We start from the raw sequence: 17,125 nt of genomic DNA, 5'->3' as shown, positions 1-17,125 counted from the left end.
ATCGATGAAGAACGTGGTGTGGACGGGGACCTGGGTCGCCGAGCGACTGGGTGTCGAGCTCGTCGGTGACGAGAAGCTGAGCGACCTGCTGGGGCTCGCGCTGCGGCGCAACCCCCGCCGGGCGCATCTGCTCGTGTCGAACGTGCTCGGCAAGCACGTCCCGCAGTCGCCGTCCGTGGTGTACGGACACGGCTTCGCGCTCGGCCGGCGGGTACGGGAGCTGCTCGGCGCCGAGGGCGCCCGCGCGGCCGTCGTCCTCGGGTACGCGGAGACGGCCACCGGCCTCGGTCACTGCGTCGCCGACGGCGTGGGCCTCGCGCCCTACCTCCACTCGACCCGCCGCCCCGTCCCCGGCGTCGACACGGCGGGCGGCTTCGAGGAGTCCCACTCCCACGCCACCTCCCACCTCCTGCTGCCGGAGAACCCCGCTCTGCTGGCGGGCGCGGGCCCCCTGGTCCTCGTCGACGACGAGTTCTCCACCGGCAACACGGTCCTCAACACCATCCGTGACCTCCACGCCCGCTATCCGCGCGACCGCTATGTGGTCGTGGCCCTGGTCGACATGCGCTCGGCCGCGGACCTGGGCCGTCTGGCGGAGTTCGCGACGGAGATCGGCGCACGGGTGGACCTGGTCGCCGCGGCGAGGGGCACCGTGAACCTCCCGGAGGGCGTCCTGGAGAAGGGCAAGGCGCTGGTGGCGGAACACGAGACCACCGAAAGCACCGAGACCGCCGACAGCCGCCGTCCCTGGCACCCCGGTGCCGCCCGTGTCGAGCTCGGCTGGCCCCGGGGTCTGCCCGACGGGGGGCGGCACGGCTTCACGCCCGGGCATCGAATACGGCTGGACGCGGCGCTGCCCGCGATGGCCGCGCGGGTCGCCGACGCGCTGCCGGAGGGCGCGCGGCGCGTCCTCGTACTCGGCTTCGAGGAGCTGATGTACGCGCCGCTCAAGCTGGCCAGGGAGCTGGAGCAGGTGGTGTCCGCCGAGGTGCGGTACTCCACGACCACCCGCTCCCCGGTGCTCGCCCTCGACGACCCCGGTTACGCCATACGGACGCGGCTCGTCTTCCCGGCCCACGACGACCCCGACGACGGACCGGGTGAGCGGTACGCCTACAACGTCGCGGGTGCCGGTTTCGACGCGGTCGTGGCCGTGGTCGACTCCGCCGCCGACACGCCCGCCCTGCACGCCCCCGACGGCCTGCTGGCCCAGCTCGCGGAGCACACGCCGAGCGTCCTGCTCGCCGTCGTTCCGTCGTACGTCCCCGCACGGCCGTCCACCGAAAGGTCCTCCATGCTCCCCGAGCCCCTCCGAGGCCCCGCCTTCTCCTCGTACGCGCCCGACGAGGTCGGCTGGCTGCTGCAGGACCTCTCGGACGTGACGCTGGAGGCGCCGACCGAGGAGCGCGAGGAGGCGATCCAGAGCGGCGGCGCCCACTACGCGGAGTCACTGCCGGTCGAGTACCAGCCGAGCCCCCAGTACCAGGAGCTGTTCCACACGGCCCTCGGCACCTCGGCCGCCCGGATAGCCCAGGCCGTCGGCGCCGTCACCGAGCTGGTGCTCGCCGAGCGCTCTCCGCACCCCGTACTCGTCTCGCTGGCCCGCGCGGGCACCCCCGTCGGCGTCCTGATGCGCCGCTGGGCCAAGCACCGGCACGGCCTCGACCTGCCGCACTACGCCGTCTCCATCGTCCGTGGCCGCGGCATCGACGCCAACGCGCTGCGCTGGCTGGCCGCCCACCACGACCCGGCCGACGTCGTGTTCGTCGACGGCTGGACCGGCAAGGGCGCCATCACCCGCGAACTCACCGAGGCCATCAGGGAGTTCGAGTCCGCCGAGGGCATCACCGGCTTCGACCCGGAGATCGCGGTCCTCGCCGACCCGGGCTCGTGCGTACGGACGTACGGCACCCGCGAGGACTTCCTCATCCCCTCCGCCTGCCTCAACTCGACGGTCTCAGGGCTGATTTCGCGCACGGTGCTGCGCTCGGACCTGGTCGGCGAGTACGACTTCCACGGCGCGAAGTTCTACCGCGAGCTCGCCGGCTCCGACGTCTCCGTCGACTTCCTGGGCGCCGTCGCCGCTCACTTCCCCGACGTCGCCGACGCGGCCGTCGCCCAGGCCAAGGAGCTCCTCGCCACCGACCGCACCCCCACCTGGGAGGGCTGGGCGGCCGTCGAGCGGATCAGCGAGGAGTACGAGATCCACGACGTGAACCTCGTCAAGCCGGGCGTCGGCGAGACCACCCGCGTGCTGCTGCGCCGCGTCCCCTGGAAGATCCTGGCGCGCGCCGGAGCGGGCACCGACCTCGACCACGTACGCCTGCTCGCCCAGCAGCGCGGGGTACCCGTCGAGGAGGTCGACGAACTCCCGTACACCTGCGTGGGGTTGATCCACCCGAAGTACACGCGCGGCGCGACCGGCGCCGACGGCAAGGCGGTGACGGTCTGATGTCCGCGCCCAAGGTGCTCGTCGCCAGCGATCTCGACCGTACGCTGATCTACTCCTCCGCCGCCCTCGCGCTGACCATGCCCGACGCGCGGGCGCCGCGGCTGCTCTGCGTCGAGGTGCACGAGGCCAGGCCGCTGTCGTACATGACCGAGACGGCCGCCGCGCTGCTCACCGCGCTCGGCGACACGGCCCACTTCGTGCCCACCACGACCCGCACCCGCAAGCAGTACCAGCGCATCAACCTGCCGGGCCCCGCGCCCGAGTACGCGATCTGCGCCAACGGCGGGCATCTGCTCGTCGACGGTGTCTCCGACCCCGACTGGCACGCGGCCGTGACCGCGCGGCTCGCCGACGAGTGCGCGCCGCTGGCCGAGGTGCGGGACCACCTCGAGGCCACCGCCGATCCGGTCTGGGTCCGCAAGCACCGGGTCGCCGAGGACCTGTTCGCCTATCTGGTGGTGGAGCGCGAGCTGCTGCCCGAGGAGTGGGTGAAGGAGCTCGCCGTCTGGGCGGAGAGCCGCGGCTGGACGGTGTCGCTGCAGGGCCGCAAGATCTACGCCGTGCCGAAGCCGCTCACCAAGAGCGCGGCCGTCCGCGAGGTGGCCCGCCGCACCGGCGCCCTCCTCACGCTCGCCGCCGGTGACTCCCTTCTCGACGCCGATCTGCTGCTCGCCGCCGACCGCGGCTGGCGGCCCGGCCACGGGGAACTGGCCGAGGCCGACTGGACGGCGCCGGCGATCACCGCCCTCCCGGAGCGGGGGGTCGCGGCGGGGGAGCGGATCCTGCGGGAGTTCACGCACGCCTGTGGCCGACCGGGCGCGGCCTGAGCGGGGGCCGGGCGCGATCTGAGGGGGAGTCGGGCGCGGCCTGTGGGCGAGCCGGGCGCGGTCTCAGCGGGAGCCGTGCCCGGCCTGTGCGGGGGCCACGTACGGCCTGAGAGCGCGACACGCCCGGGCCGCACGGAGGATTCGGGCGAAGAAAAGCTGAAGACTTCCTGAAAAATCCTGGTCGGTCAGCCGCAGCAACCGCCGCCGCAGCACCCGCCTCCGCCCCCTCCGGACGGGCCCGGGGCGGTCGCGGAGGACGATCCGCCGGTGGCGACCGCGACGGTCGACAGGAGTTTCACCGTGTCGTCGTGCCCGGCGGGGCAGTCCGCCGGAGCGGCGGATTCCGCCATCGGGCGGCTCAGTTCGAAGGTGTCGCCGCAGGTCCGGCAGCGGTACTCGTAGCGAGGCATACGCACAGGTTAGCGGCCGGGAGCCGACGATCGAAGCCTTCCGCGGCCCGGTCGCGCACCGGGTGGCGCCGTGATCCGGAACCCGGACCTCCTCGATTCCTCCCCGATTCCCGCCCGGTGCCTTCAGAGGGCCGACTTGACCTGCTGAACATTTCTGTCTGGTTCCTGGGCGAGGAGATCGTATTAGGCGCTGATAATTTAAGAGGGCCGCGACGAGCCGCAAGGTCGGGGAGGGGGGCTCGCAGCCGCATGTGCGGCAGCTGCATCTACCCGCGCGCGCAATTCCGAAGTGCGGAGGGAGACGCAGTCGTGACCGAGGCATGGCATCGAACAGATGCCCCGCATGCTCTGGGCCGTCCACGCGCCGGAGCCCGCCGTGGCTAGCGGGGAGGGCGACGACCGCCAAAATCGCCGCGGGCCAGGTCCGCAACGGCCCGCGAGCCGTCGCACGGAAGACCCTGCGAGCCGTCGTGCGGATGACTCCGCGAGCCGTCGTGCGGAAGACACGGAGAACGAGACCCCCGCCGAGCGAACCACTCAGCTTCGCCTCCCGCCCGGCATGGATGAGACCACTCAGCTTCGCCTTCCGCCCCGCGCCGAGGAGACCACGCAGCTCCGCCTCCCGCCCGGCGCCGAACGTCCCGCCGAGAAGACCACTCAGCTTCGCGTACCGACTCCTGCCGAGATCGAGGCGCACTCAGGTGCGGAGGACCCCTCACAACGCGCCGATCGAGGGACGACTTCCGGCCATCGTGGCACCCGCCGCAAACCGGCCAAGCCCTCCGCGTTCGCCGGGCGCTGGGCGCGCGTCGCCCGCCGTCTGAAACCGGCGTACCCGCGCCCCGGTCGCACCGGCTGGCGACGCTGGATGCCCTCCTGGCGTCAGTGGCTGGGAGGCTGGGGCCTGGCCATCGGGCTGAGCGGAACGTTTCTGGTGATCGCCTACGCCGCGACAGACATACCCCAGAACCTCAACACGTACGCCACCCAGCAGGACAACGTCTACTTCTGGTCCGACGGGACACCCATGGCCCGTACGGGGTGGGTGCGGCGGCAGGCGATGCCGCTGAAGGACATACCCCAGGACGTGCGCTGGGCGGTGCTGGCCGCGGAGAACCAGAGCTTCTACTCCGACCCGGGCATCTCCTTCAAGGGCATCAGCCGTGCCCTGGTGCGCACGATCGGCGAGGGCAACACCGAAGGTGGCTCGACGATCACCCAGCAGTACGTCAAGAACGTCTACCTGAACCAGAACCGCTCGGTGAGCCGCAAGTTCACCGAGGCGATGATCTCCCTCAAGCTCGACCAGAAGATGAGCAAGGACAAGATCCTCGAGGGCTACCTCAACACCAGCTGGTTCGGCCGCGGCACGTACGGCATCCAGCGCGCCGCCCAGGCGTACTACGGCAAGGACGTCGGCGAACTCAACGCCAGCGAGGCCGCGATGCTCGCGTCCCTGCTGAAGGGCGCGGGCCTGTACGACCCCACCCTGAGCCAGGCGAACCACAAGCGCGCCGTGGAGCGCTGGTCCTGGATCCTCGACCGCATGGTCAAGATCGGCAAGCTGTCGCCGGCCGAGCGGGCCAAGTACACGAAGTTCCCCGAGCCGACCACGCAGTCCCAGACCTTCGACACCGGCAAGCAGAGCGACTACCTGGTGGAGCTCGCGACCCAGTACGCCAAGAAGGCCGGGCACATCTCGGACCAGCAGTTCGACCTCGGCGGCTACCAGATCTACACGACCTTCGACCGGAAGCGGGAGACGGCGCTCGCCGACGCCGTGACCAAGGCCCGCAACAAGGCCCTGAAGGACGACCCCAAGACGGCGAAGGCCGCCCACTACGGGGCCTCCTCGGTGGCCGCCGACGGCAAGATCCTCGCCGTCTACGGCGGCCCCGACCACCGTACGCAGGGCTTCAACGAGTCCAACGCGACCACGGTCCCGGCCGGTTCGTCGTTCCTGCCGTTCGTCTACGCGGCCGGGCTGGAACACGGCGTCCACAAGACCCGCGACAGTACGGCGACACCGGTCACGCCGGAGACGCTCTACAACGGTGACGACAACATCCCCGTCACCACACCCGAAGGGCCCTACTGGGACCGCGCCAACAAGAAGGTTGCCGCCCACAACGACGGCAACAAGTCCTGGGGGCAGATCAGCCTGCGCAAGGCGCTCGCCGAGTCCGTGAACGTGCCGTTCATGCAGCTCGGCATGGACACGGGCCTGGACAAGGTGCGGCAGACCGCCGAAGCGGCCGGGTTGCTCTCGTCGACCATGGGTCCCCAGGTGCCCGCGCTGTCCCTGGGCAACTCCACGCCCAGCGCGATCCGGATGGCCAACGCCTACGCCACCTTCGCCGCGGGCGGGTCGCACACCGAGCCGTACTCCGTGCGACGCATCACCCGCAACGGCTCCCAGGTCGCCCTGGACACCCCCCGCCCCAAGCGCGCGGTGAGCGCCGAGGTGGCCCGCGAGGTCACCGAGGGGCTCACGGACGCCTTCGGCACAGCGCACCCCACCGCGGCTCTGAGCGCACCGGAGACGGCGGGGAAGGCCGGCACCACGGCGGACGACACCGCCGCCTGGTACGTCGGTACGAACCGTTCCGTGTCGACCGCGGTCGTCCTCTACCGCATCGACCTGACCAAGAGCCTCGAACCACTGCCGCTCAAGGGGCTCGCCGGCACGTCCGCCGACGACGTCCCGTACGGCATCTGGGCCGGCGCCATGAGTCCGCTCGGCTGACCGCGACGGCCACGAGGCCGCCCACCCCGACGGCCGAGAGGCCACCGCGCATCCCGACGGCCGAAAGGCCCCCGCCCGCTCCTTCCACCCCCCTCGCAGAATGTGCCCCGTATGAACTCGAAGCACAGCGGTCACCGCCGCCGCGAACCCGCGCCCGCTCCCGGTTCCGCCCGCCAGGGTTTCGTGGCCATGGCGGCCTTCCTCGTCGTGACGTCGACGACCGCCACCTACCTGGCCCTGAACCACTCGGACAACACCACACCGGCCGCCTCGGCCGGCGGTCCCCGCTCCGGGGCCGGCGCCACCAAGACGACCAAGGAACCCCCGTGGGACGGCAAGACGAAGGTGCTCGGAGACGGCTCCACGTCCTACACCGGGCCGCAGAAGGGCCAGTTGAAGCCCGTCCCCCTCAAGCCCGGTGAGAAGCCGCCCCAGTTCGTCGTCTTCTCCTGGGACGGCGCCCTCCAGGGCGACGACAAACTCTTCACGCACTACCAGGAGTTGGCGGAGCAGTACAACGCCCACATGACGTTCTTCCTGACCGGCATCTATCTGCTGCCCAAGGACAAGAAGACGCTCTACAAACCGCCGATGCACGCGCCGGGCGCCGCGGCGATCAGCTACGCCACCGACGAGCACATCCGCGACACGCTGGAGGAGCTCGGCAAGGCCTACAAGGCGGGCAACGAGATCGGCACCCACTTCAACGGTCACTTCTGCGAGGACAAGGGCGGCGGGGACTGGAGCGTGGCGGAGTGGGAGAGCGAGATCAACCAGTTCTTCTCGTTCGTCGAGAAGTGGAAGACCAACACCGGCTACACCGACCTGCCGGCCCTGCCGTTCGACCCCACGAAGGAGGTCAACGGCGGGCGCGCGCCCTGCCTGGAGGGCCAGAAGAACCTGCTCAAGGCCATGAAGGCGACCGCCAAGGACTACGACTGGCGCTACGACGCGAGCTCCTCGGGCAACCTCCAGATATGGCCCAACAAGAAGGAGGGCGTCTGGGACTTCCCGCTGCAGCTGCTCCCCTACGAGGGCGGCAAGTTCCAAGGCCTGTCCATGGACTTCAACTTCCTCGCCAACCAGTCCGGCGACTCGACCGAGGGCGACCCGGCCAAGTACCCCGAGTGGGAGCAGGAGACCGTCGCGTCGTACATGGACGGTTTCAACCGCGTGTACTACGGCAGTCGCGCACCGCTGTTCATCGGCAACCACTTCGAGAACTGGAACGGTGGCATCTACATGAAGTCCATCGACCAGGTCGTCAAGAACGTGTGCACGAAGAAGGGCGTTCGCTGTGTGTCCTTCCGTGAACTGGCCGACTGGCTCGACGTGCAGAAGCCCGAGACCCTGGAGCGCCTGCGCAGTCTGGATCCCGCGCAGTCCCCGGACTGGTCGACGGTGGTGAAGTAGCCGTGAACGGCGTCCTGACTTTCGGTGCGTCAACTTACTCTTTTCTCAAGGGAGTTGACCTGGGCGTGCATGAAATCCACCCGGGTTCACCACAGTTGAGGAGGACGTGTAAAGATTCCCTCCCCGGCATCTGATCGGGTGTAAGGAGAGTCCTCAGTGAGATCGAAGACGTTGAGCCGATGCTCGACCCTGACGGCGATCGCCGTCTCCGCAGTGCTGCTGCCCCTTTCCTCCGCCCACGCGGCGACCGCGTCCGTCACCGTGAACCGGGCGACGGCCGACGCGTTCGGCCGGATGGCGGACGCCGTGCTCACCGACCGCACGGCGGCCCTCCTCGACAAGAGCGGGCCGGCACCCCGCACGGCCCTCGCGTCGAAGTCGACGGGAGGCATCAAGCTGACCGCCGCGCTGACGAAGACGGAGGACACCGCGGTGACCTCCCTGCGCGGCACCCGCTCCCGCCTCGCGGCGCTGGGTGAGGCCTACACCGCCGCCGACACCAAGGTCACCGTCGACAGGACGCGCAGGTGGGGCAAGGTGGCCACCGCCTGGGTCACCGAGACCACCGTCCTCACGTACAAGAAGATCCGCGGCGACGAACCCGACACCACGGGGTTCGACGCGCACCACGTCCTGACCTTCGCCGCCCAGCCGGACGGCACCTGGAAGCTCTCGGGCCTGCGTACGACCGACACGGGCGCCCACCAGGTCAACGAACCCGTCACCGCCGCCCCCGCGCGCAGGACCCCGATGGCCGTTGTCGACGCCCCCCCGGCAGCGACCACGTATCCCGCGCCCGCCAACCCCAAGAAGCTCACCGGAGGCGCGTACGACTACGCGGCGATGGCGACCTACGCCGAGAAGTACTGGAAGAACTACAACGCGGCCTACCGCAAGTTCAACGGGGTCGGCGGCGACTGCACCAACTTCGTGAGCCAGAGTCTGCTGGCGGGCGGCTGGCAGCCGATCAGCACCGTGACTCCGGAGGAGTACGACACCTGGTACTACGTCGCCAACGGCCAGTCCGACTCCTGGGCGGGCGTGAACGAGTGGTCCTGGTTCACCCAGACCGCCAAGCGCACCGCGCCGCTGGCGAACGTCTACCAGATGGACGTCGGTGACGTCCTGCAGGTGGACTTCGACAAGGACGGGTCCAAGGACCACACCATGGTCACGTCCTACCGCAGCTCCAGCGGCATGCCGTACCTGACGTACCACGACGCCGACACCTACCGCCGGTCGCTGTCGAGCATCCTCGCGTCGTACCCGACCTCGGCGTACTACGCGTACCGCACCTGATCACCTGGTCACCTGAGGTGACCTAGGGGTCCGTGGTCCTGGGCGGCTCGGCGGCCTTGGTCTCCGCTGCCTCGGTCTCCGATGCCCTGGATTCCGCTGCCTTGGATTCCGACGCTTTGGATTCCGACGCTTCGGTGGTTTCCGATGCCTTGGTTTCCGTGCCGCCCACGGCCTTGGGCGTCGGCGCGGCCCTGTGCGACTGCTGCAGGGCCGTTGCCGAGGCCGACTCCCGCAGCGCCCCGATCCGCTCCGTCCGCTCGGCCTCCTCGGGGTGACGGGCTTTGTAGTACGGGTTGTCGTGCGGCAGGGCCGAGCCGACCCTCCCGTACATCCCGAAGAACATCAGCAGGACGCCGACCACAAAGCTGAACAGCACGTTCTGGATGCGGAAGGCGAGGAAGTTGTAGCGGCCGTCCAGCAGCGCCAGGTTCAGGAATCCGTTGAGGATGAACAGGACGCCGAAGACCATGTTGAGCGTCGAGGCGAAGTTCCCGCCGATCACCATGCCCACGAACAGCAGCAGCCCCACGCAGATGGACAGCACGCTGAGCGAGCCGTTGGTGTTCAGCCCTATGACCCTGTCCCCGTGGGTGGTGAAGAAGCCGACGTTGTTGGTCAGGCCCAGGATGCCGAAGGCGAGCAGGAAGAGGCCCATCAGGCCCGCGCCGATCCGATAGAACGTGTTCAGCCGGTGATCGACCGGCAGATGGTCGTCGAAGGCGATGCGTCGTCGGGTTCCGGGACGAAGTACGTGCGTGGCCATGTCCGCCTCCCTCTCCAGCTAGCGGAGGCCGTACGTACATCCCAGCATCCGCCCGGAGGCCCGGGACCGCCAACACAGGGGACCGGGATCGGCGGTACCGGAGAAGCTCAGACCGGGCCGCCGCGCTCCTCGCGGATCTGAGAGACCACCCGGGCGGCCGTCGCCCGTACCGCCTCCGTCTCGGTCAGGAAGTGCCAGTAGTCAGGGTGGCGCCCCTCCAGCGCGGCGACGGCACGATCCAGCCGGGCGACGGAGTCGTCGAGCGGGCGGGCGTGCCGCGGATCCGGGGTGTTGCGGCCCGCCATGGCCAGGCGCTGGGCGTCCCGGATGGCGAAGCGGGTGCGGTCGATCTCCTGCTGGGGGTCCTTGGACACGGCGTTCAGCCGTCGCAGCCGGTCGCCGGCCGCCGACACGGCCTCGTCGGTACCGTTCAGCAGCGCGCGCACCGTGGACAGCAGCGAGGTGGCGTCCGGCCAGCGCTGCGCGTCGCGCGCGGCCTGCGCCTCCTTCAGCTTGAGCTCGGCCTGCCGTACGTTCTCGGTGGCCTGCTCCGGTACGTGTTGCAGGTCCTGCCAGCAGGCGGCCGAGAACCGGCGCCGCAGCTCGCTCAGCACCGGCTCCACCTGCCCGGCGCGGGTGGTCAGCGCCTGGGCGCGGGTGCGCAGCGACACCAACCGGTGGTCGATCTCCGCGGCCCGCTCCGGCAGCCGCTCGGCCTCCGCGCGCACCGCCCCGGCCTCCCGTGAGACCCGCTCGGCGCGCTCCAGCGTCTCCGGTACGCCGTGCGCTCCGGCCCCCTGGTTGAGCTTGGTCAGCTCGGGCCCGAGCGCGGCGAGCCGGCCGGCCAGATCATCGGCTCTGAGGCCTGTCTTGCGTACGTCATCGAGGGCGTTCGAGGCGGCGAGCAGGGCCTGGCGGGCGCGCTCGACGGCGGGCGCGAGCCGGGCGAGCTGCGTCTCGGCCTTCCCGAGCAGCGGCGCGAGTCCCTGGCCGAACCGGTCCAGATCCTGTTTGACCCGCCCCAGTTGGTCCTTGGCTGCGGTGAGTTCGGCGCGGGCGCGGGTGGCGACCGACGCCTCCAGCTCGTCCCGGTCGAGGTCGTGGGCGTCGACGGCCTCGATGTACTTTCCACTGGCCTCGTCGATGCGCCGGCCCAGCGCCTCGAAGTCGGAGACGGCGCGGCGGGCCGCGGGGGAGTCGTCGACGGCGATGATGGTCTCGATCGAGATCCGCAGATCGCGCTGGGCGGTGTCCAGCTCGTAGAACGCGGCCGCAGCGGCGTCCTTCGCGGCCTGCGCCTCGGCCCGCTGACTCTCGGAGCGCCCGCCGAACCAGCGCCGGGTGCCGCCCCCGGCGAAGGCCGCGGGCAGGACGAGGGCGGCGAGGAGCGGGAGGGTGACGAGGGTCAGCACGTCACGGCATCGATGGGGCTGACGGCGTACCGACTGCGCGCGTGGCGCAAACGGCGTGTACGGCTCTGAAGGTGTCGCCGTCACATCCCTCTCCCGTGCTGTCATCCGCCTTGCCCGGTGTCATTCTCCCACCGGTTAAGGACGAACACACGGGCCGGTTAGTTCGCGGTTCGTACTGTGATGCTTCCGTCGTTCGCGCGGGCGGACACCACGTGCGAACTGGCCGGGTCCCGGGGCACGGACACCCGTACGGATCCGTCCCCGCTCTCGGCCGTCACCCGGTAGGTGTCGCGGGGCAGCCCGATGGTGAGCGAACCGTCCTGGCTGCGGGCCTCGACCAGGTCGGGTACGACGCCGAGTTCGAGCCGTACGGACCCGTCGGAGGTCTGGGCGCGCACGTGGCGCGAGTCGATGCCGAGGGCGCGGATCGAGCCGTCGGCGGTACGCAGGTCCAGCGCGCCGGAGGAGTTCGTCACGCGGACACTCCCGTCCGACGTACGGATCCCGAGCGCCTCCTTGAACCCTTCCGCCCGTACGCTCCCGTCCCCGTCCACGACCTTCACCGCGACACCGCGCGGCACGACGATCCGGTGCTTGGCGCTGCAGTCGGCGACCGCGCCGGAGCACTTCATCCGCAGCGTCAGCCGGTCGTCCTTCATCGCCCAGGTCACGCGCGGATCCCCACCGACGAGGATGTGGCCCTGGAACCACCGGGTGACCTCGACCTTGTCCGCCTCGGCCGACTCGGCGACCACGAACTCCAGCGCGGAGTCGTCCGAGTCCACGGTGAGCGTACGACCGTGCAGCGCGAACGCCCGATGCTCCGGATGCTTGTCGTCCCCGGCATTCGCCCCGCAGCCCGCGGCGGTCGCGACGAGAGCGACGACGGCACCGGCGACCGCCGCGGTCCGCCCAGCTGTCCGTGTCCGAGTCCGAGCCATGAAGATCTCCCCCTGGAATGAAACGCCGACGCGCTCCGATGCCCTTCGACGCCTTTCGACCGTACGGTTCCGGGGTCCGCCGCGGGATCCGGGCCGCTCCCGGACCGGAGGTGGGGTTAACCCCCGGATACGGGTTTGCGGGGCATCCCCCCGGGCAATGTAGGCTGTCGACTCGTCCTGGGCGCGTAGCTCAGCGGTAGAGCGCCGCCCTTACAAGGCGGATGTCGGCGGTTCGAAACCGTCCGCGCCCACCAGGCAAAAGACCCCCAGCCGATCATGGCTGGGGGTCTTTGACATCCGGATCTGACATCAGCGCCGGGACTACTCGCGCTGTAGGCGCCTCGTGAGCAGCCGGTCCATGTGGCTCGCCTCGCGCTGCGTGTCCTGGACCACGTGGGCGTAGACGTTCATCGTGACGGCGATCTGGCTGTGCCCCAGGATCTCCATCACGACGCGTGGCGCCACCCCGGCGGCGATCGGTCGGCCCGTTCGCGTGGTGAAGACGTGGCCACTCTCTTCCCAGCGATCACCCGCACGCTCACGCATCGCCACGACGAAGGCCGAGCGCGATGGAGAGCACGAAAGGGGGATCGGCCAGCACCGGGATGGAGGGGGCGCCGTTCGCGACTGCGGGTCCGCGGTGGCGTGCGCGGGGGAGCTCCCATCCCGTCCACCATCGACCCAGGCAGAAGTGCTGGGTTCACCGACCGCCCCTGGTCTCGATATGGACCCTCGTCAGCGCAAACAGGATCAGGAGGTCGAGTGTCATCGCAGGGATGGCCCACAACGGGTAGTACGGAACGAACATGAACTGGGTGATCAGGCTGATCCCTGCCACCACTACACCGGCCCCGCGCCCCCAGCTCTTGTCTGTCAGGACTCCCAGGCCGGTAATGACAAGTGCCACTCCGATCACAAGGTGAATCCAGCCCCAAGCGGTCAGGTCGAACCGGTAGGCGTACCGGGACGCGGCGAACAGGGTGTCCTGTGCGATGCCGGACGCGCCCATAAGAATGCTGAGGGGCCCGCTGAGCAGCATCATGATCCCGGCGAACGAGGAGGCCTCGTTGATCGTTTCGCCGCTGCCGGGCTTTCCGGGGACTCTCCGTGTCCTGTCCGGCACCGTTGTCATGGCAGCACCCTTCCTGTACAGCGCGGTCACCGACGCACACTGCCCGTGCGAGGCCGGCCACGCTCCCCCTGACAGCATCACCGCAATCCTTCGGCACCGCGACTGCAACCCTCGTCGCCATCACGGCATTGCCGGAGGTGCCGCGAAGGGTGCCGCTGGCTCCGCCTGGCCCAGCACTGGACCCAGCTGATCACCACCGCGTTCGCCCGACTCCAGGCACTGCCGAATCCCGGCTGACCAGCAACAACGCCCCGCCCCAGCGAACCGTTCCACGACCGGAGCAGTGGAACCCGGCGCCCACCCGACGCGACAGGCGGGCCGCGACCATGCCCGCCACCCGCCTGAGCAGCCGAAACGGCCCACTGGATGAACCAACGGGCCGTCACGAAACATCGAGGCCAGTGGCCCATGATTCCCCGGCGCCGAACAGAAGTAGTTGATACAGCCATCGATCTGCTGCATACCAACTGCTCAGTTTGGCCAGAGTCTGGCGCTGGTCCATACCTGCTGGGTAGCGTGCGCCCACCCCCCGCTTCCCTTCGGTCCCGTATGGGTCCATGAGTCGCATGAGGAGAAACGGGATGCCAGATCCGTTCCCTTATCCCGAATACCAGCCGCACCGGTCAGGAGCGCCGTACCGCCCCGCGCCTCATTTCTCCTCTTCCGATGTCATCTACGCGTGGCAGCAGCATCAGGAGTTCGACAGCGGGATGACGTCGCCTCATACGGGGCTCGGTCACCACAGCGACCTACGTGTGTTGCGCCGCGCCTACCGCACCCAGCGGCGCGTGGCGACGTTCACGGCGCTCGGATACTTCACGCTCTTTCTTGTGCTGTCCGCGTTCGCACCGTCGTTGATGACGGGCACTGTCTCGGGCGGCCTGTCCACGGGGCTGCTTCTCGGGCTGCTCCAGGTACCCGTCACCTGTCTGGCGGTCGGGCTGTACGAGCACGCCGCACGCCGCAGGGTCGACCCGATTGCGGACCGCATTCGCAAGCAGGCCGAGCTGGACGTGAAGCGGGGAGTGGCTCAGTGAGCGGTTTCAGCAGTTCCACGCAAGCGATGTCTTTGGTGGCATTCACGGCGGTCGCTACGATCATCCTGCTGCTGTGCGTGATGACAGGACCTGATGGTGACGACCTCGACGAGTTCTACACCGGGTACGGGTCGCTGTCGCCGATGCGCAACGGCCTTGCCATCGCCGGGGATTACATTTCCGCGGCGACGGTCCTGTCCACAGGCGGGGTGATCGCGCTCGACGGGTACGACGGCGTCGTCCTGGCGTTGAGCATCGCCCTCTCCCTCATGCTGCTGATGTTCCTGCTGGCCGAACCGTTGCGCAACGCTGGCCGGTTCACCATGGGCGACGTGCTTGCGCGGCGGATGCCCGGCCGCAAGGTGCGCATCGCCGCGTGTGTGACGACGATCGCGGCCCTGCTGCCGATGATGCTCATCCAGCTCGCCGGCACCGGTGATCTGCTGGCGTTCATCCTTGGCTTTTCCAGTGACTCGCTGAAGACCGGATGCATCGTCGGGATCGGCGCACTGATGATCACTTACGCGGTGATCGGCGGGATGAAGGGCACAGCCCTCATCCAGGTCTTGAAGATCGTGATGCTGTTCGGCTCCGGCGCGGTCGTGGCCGCGCTGATTCTGCGGCAGTTCGACTGGGACCTGGGCAAGCTGTTCTCCGCCGCGGCAGCGCACAGCGGCGTGGGGTCGGCCTTCCTGCGCTCCGGTCTCCAGTTCGCCGGTGGCCCCAGCCCCCGGCTCGACATGATCAGCTCGGAGCTCACCGTCATCCTCGGCGGCGCCTGCCTGCCGCACGTCACCATGCGCATGTACACCGCGACCAGTGCCCGTCAGGTGCGCCGGTCGATGTCCTGGGCTGTGTCGTGCGTCGCACTGTTCATGCTGATCTGCACGGTCGTCAGCATCGGGGCAACGGCGCTGATCGGGCGCACGACGATCGCCGGTGCCGACCCGACGGGCAGGACCGCGTATCTGCTGGGCTCACGGGCCGCGCTCGGAACGTACGTTTCGACGTCCGAAACGTTCCTGTTCACCATGGTCACAACGGCGCTTTTCCTCACCCTGCTCGCATCGGTCGCCAGCATGATCCTGGCCTGTGCCAACACCCTCGCGCACGACCTGCTCGCGCACCGTGAGACGACTCCCCGCCGCGAGATGACCATCGCCCGGGTCTCCGCCCTGGCGGTGGGCGCCCCCACCATCCTGCTGGCCACCCTCGTCCAGCACCACAATCTGCAGCCGTTGGCTCTGCTGTCGGCCTCCATCGGTGCATCCGCACTCGCACCGGCACTGGTCTACAGCCTCTTCTGGCGCCGCTACACCCGCACGGGTCTGCTGTGGACCCTGATCGGCGGCACACTCGCCACCCTCGTCCTCATGACCGGCACCAACCTCGTCTCCGGTTCCCCCTTCTCCGCCTTCCCGCACTCCGACTTCAACTGGTTCCCGTTCACCACCACCGGCCTTGTCTCCATACCCCTGGGCTTCGCTCTCGGCTGGGCAGGGACAAAGATCTCCGGGCGGCAAAAGGCGGAGGAACAGCGCCAGCAGTACGAGGCGGTCGAAGCATGGATTCTGGCGGGGGCGGCGAGACGAGGAAGCTGAATTGCGCCGAAAGCACCGCCCAGGCCGGACTGCTGCGGTACCGGCTCCAGCAGTACCTGTGAACCCGCGCGCAGGTCACCCCGCCTCTCTCCCAGAGTGACTCATGGACCTGCACGCCCTGCGCTACGCCCACGCGGGCTGAGTGTTGTCAGTGGTCGTGGCGATCGCAATGGTCATGTCGCCCGTCGTGGCCGTCGTGCCCGTCGCCGTCGTGCCCGTGGTGCTCGTGGTGCTCGTGGTGCTCGATCGTGGTGGTGTCGGTGGCGGTGTGAGTGGTGGTGTCACCGCCTCCAGTGACGGTGGCGGTGTTGGTGACCCGTGCACGGGCGTCGCAGGAGACGTCGACCTTCAGGGTGACGGGCGGGTAGCTGTGCCCGGCAGGCAAGACGTCGCTGCGGGTACAGGTGAGGGTGGCCAGAATGCAGTGCCATCCCCTGCCGGTGATCCTGTCGGCCCGAAGACCTGTGGGGAGGATGTCGTGGACGGTGACCGTGGTGCCATTGGTCGGGCCGGCTGCGGTGACGTTACCCACAGTGATGGTGTAAACGCCGTCCTCGCCCCGGGTGAAGGTGTCCGCGTGACTCTTGGCGATGGTCAGGGAGGGTTGGTCGACTGGGATGACCGTAAATGTGAGGCCGGTACTGCCGGTACTGCCGGTGCTGTCGGTGCCACTGGGGTCAGTGGTGGCGGTGCCACTGGGTTTGGTGAGGCCGGTGGTGGTGAAGGTGTCGTTCACCGGCACCGTCCCGTCGTTGACCTGGGCGACGTAGGCGCGCTGAACCGCGGCGGTCCAGGCTGTGGCCAGGACGATCGCCAGGACGACCAGCCCGACTGTCACGACCGCCCCCGTCTTGCGGGGCCACACCCTCAGCCACAGTCGAAACATGCCGCCCGTACCTCCCGTGCCGCGGCTTGCTTCAGCCCGCCCTCTCCCATGCCTGAACACCGACATCTCCGCTTCCAAACCGTCGATAACTAGCCATAGATACTCATCGTGACATTAATATCACTTAACGTGTGGGCGAGTGTGTACCGAGGACAGAGCGCCCGCGAGGATGGTGCTGCGCAAAAAAAGGAGCGGTGACGCGCTCG

General features: G+C 69.2%; 13 protein-coding genes, 1 tRNA gene and 1 pseudogene. 8 read left to right on the top strand and 7 right to left on the bottom strand.

The annotated features are described in order from the left end of the window. Window positions 1–4 precede the first annotated feature (4 nt). Both OG798_RS19205 and OG798_RS19200 read left to right on the top strand, forming a co-directional pair. On the top strand, window positions 5–2,452 hold the full coding sequence (locus OG798_RS19205) for a phosphoribosyltransferase (protein WP_328757376.1): 2,448 nt from the start codon (window positions 5–7) through the stop codon (window positions 2,450–2,452). Next, complete coding sequence (locus OG798_RS19200; protein ID WP_095854898.1) at window positions 2,452–3,279, top strand: HAD family hydrolase; 828 nt, start codon at window positions 2,452–2,454, stop codon at window positions 3,277–3,279. The genes OG798_RS19205 and OG798_RS19200 overlap by 1 nt, the downstream gene beginning before the upstream one ends. A 185-nt stretch (window positions 3,280–3,464) precedes the next feature. On the opposite strand, the gene OG798_RS19195 is transcribed toward OG798_RS19200, so the two are convergent. Then, the gene (locus OG798_RS19195; RefSeq protein ID WP_095858106.1) at window positions 3,465–3,689 is read right to left on the bottom strand and encodes an FmdB family zinc ribbon protein; all 225 of its coding nucleotides are present in this window, start codon (window positions 3,687–3,689) and stop codon (window positions 3,465–3,467) included. Window positions 3,690–4,248: 559 nt separating this feature from the next. Here OG798_RS19195 and OG798_RS19190 point away from each other — a divergent pair. From OG798_RS19190 to OG798_RS19180, 3 genes are all read left to right on the top strand, one after another. Then, window positions 4,249–6,435, top strand: coding sequence for a transglycosylase domain-containing protein (locus OG798_RS19190; protein WP_328757375.1), 2,187 nt, complete (start codon window positions 4,249–4,251; stop codon window positions 6,433–6,435). A 111-nt stretch (window positions 6,436–6,546) separates the two neighbouring features. After that, on the top strand, window positions 6,547–7,848 hold the full coding sequence (locus tag OG798_RS19185; protein ID WP_095854899.1) for a hypothetical protein: 1,302 nt from the start codon (window positions 6,547–6,549) through the stop codon (window positions 7,846–7,848). A 156-nt stretch (window positions 7,849–8,004) separates the two neighbouring features. After that, window positions 8,005–9,147, top strand: coding sequence for an amidase domain-containing protein (locus OG798_RS19180; RefSeq protein ID WP_267061650.1), 1,143 nt, complete (start codon window positions 8,005–8,007; stop codon window positions 9,145–9,147). A 22-nt stretch (window positions 9,148–9,169) separates the two neighbouring features. On the opposite strand, the gene OG798_RS19175 is transcribed toward OG798_RS19180, so the two are convergent. From OG798_RS19175 to OG798_RS19165, 3 genes are all read right to left on the bottom strand, one after another. After that, complete coding sequence (locus OG798_RS19175; protein ID WP_328757374.1) at window positions 9,170–9,910, bottom strand: DUF4383 domain-containing protein; 741 nt, start codon at window positions 9,908–9,910, stop codon at window positions 9,170–9,172. A gap of 107 nt (window positions 9,911–10,017) precedes the next feature. Further along, window positions 10,018–11,406, bottom strand: a complete 1,389-nt coding sequence (locus OG798_RS19170; RefSeq protein ID WP_095854902.1) for a hypothetical protein — start codon at window positions 11,404–11,406, stop codon at window positions 10,018–10,020. Between the two features lie 74 nt (window positions 11,407–11,480). Further along, window positions 11,481–12,263: a DUF4097 family beta strand repeat-containing protein gene (locus OG798_RS19165; RefSeq protein WP_095854903.1), complete on the bottom strand. Its 783-nt coding sequence runs from the start codon at window positions 12,261–12,263 to the stop codon at window positions 11,481–11,483. A 179-nt stretch (window positions 12,264–12,442) separates the two neighbouring features. Here OG798_RS19165 and OG798_RS19160 point away from each other — a divergent pair. Further along, window positions 12,443–12,517, top strand: a tRNA-Val gene (locus OG798_RS19160). A 67-nt stretch (window positions 12,518–12,584) separates the two neighbouring features. Here OG798_RS19160 and OG798_RS19155 read toward each other — a convergent pair. Together OG798_RS19155 and OG798_RS19150 are read right to left on the bottom strand one after the other, a co-directional pair. Continuing rightward, window positions 12,585–12,899: pseudogene (locus OG798_RS19155) on the bottom strand (site-specific integrase); the annotation flags it as partial. Window positions 12,900–12,963: 64 nt separating this feature from the next. Continuing rightward, on the bottom strand, window positions 12,964–13,425 hold the full coding sequence (locus OG798_RS19150; protein WP_267061647.1) for a DUF7144 family membrane protein: 462 nt from the start codon (window positions 13,423–13,425) through the stop codon (window positions 12,964–12,966). 551 nt (window positions 13,426–13,976) lie between these two features. Between OG798_RS19150 and OG798_RS19145 the strand changes: the two genes are divergently transcribed. Together OG798_RS19145 and OG798_RS19140 are read left to right on the top strand one after the other, a co-directional pair. Further along, complete coding sequence (locus OG798_RS19145) at window positions 13,977–14,432, top strand: DUF485 domain-containing protein (RefSeq protein ID WP_328757373.1); 456 nt, start codon at window positions 13,977–13,979, stop codon at window positions 14,430–14,432. Window positions 14,433–14,458: 26 nt separating this feature from the next. After that, a complete protein-coding gene (locus OG798_RS19140; protein ID WP_328757372.1) occupies window positions 14,459–16,033 on the top strand; it encodes a sodium/solute symporter in 1,575 nt (524 codons plus the stop codon). 148 nt (window positions 16,034–16,181) lie between these two features. On the opposite strand, the gene OG798_RS19135 is transcribed toward OG798_RS19140, so the two are convergent. After that, the gene (locus OG798_RS19135; RefSeq protein WP_267061645.1) at window positions 16,182–16,871 is read right to left on the bottom strand and encodes a hypothetical protein; all 690 of its coding nucleotides are present in this window, start codon (window positions 16,869–16,871) and stop codon (window positions 16,182–16,184) included. Between the last annotated feature and the right edge of the window lie 254 nt (window positions 16,872–17,125).

The organism is Streptomyces sp. NBC_00271 (genome assembly GCF_036178845.1).
Lineage (GTDB): Bacteria > Actinomycetota > Actinomycetes > Streptomycetales > Streptomycetaceae > Streptomyces.
This window is presented reverse-complemented; position numbering and strand designations above follow the sequence as displayed.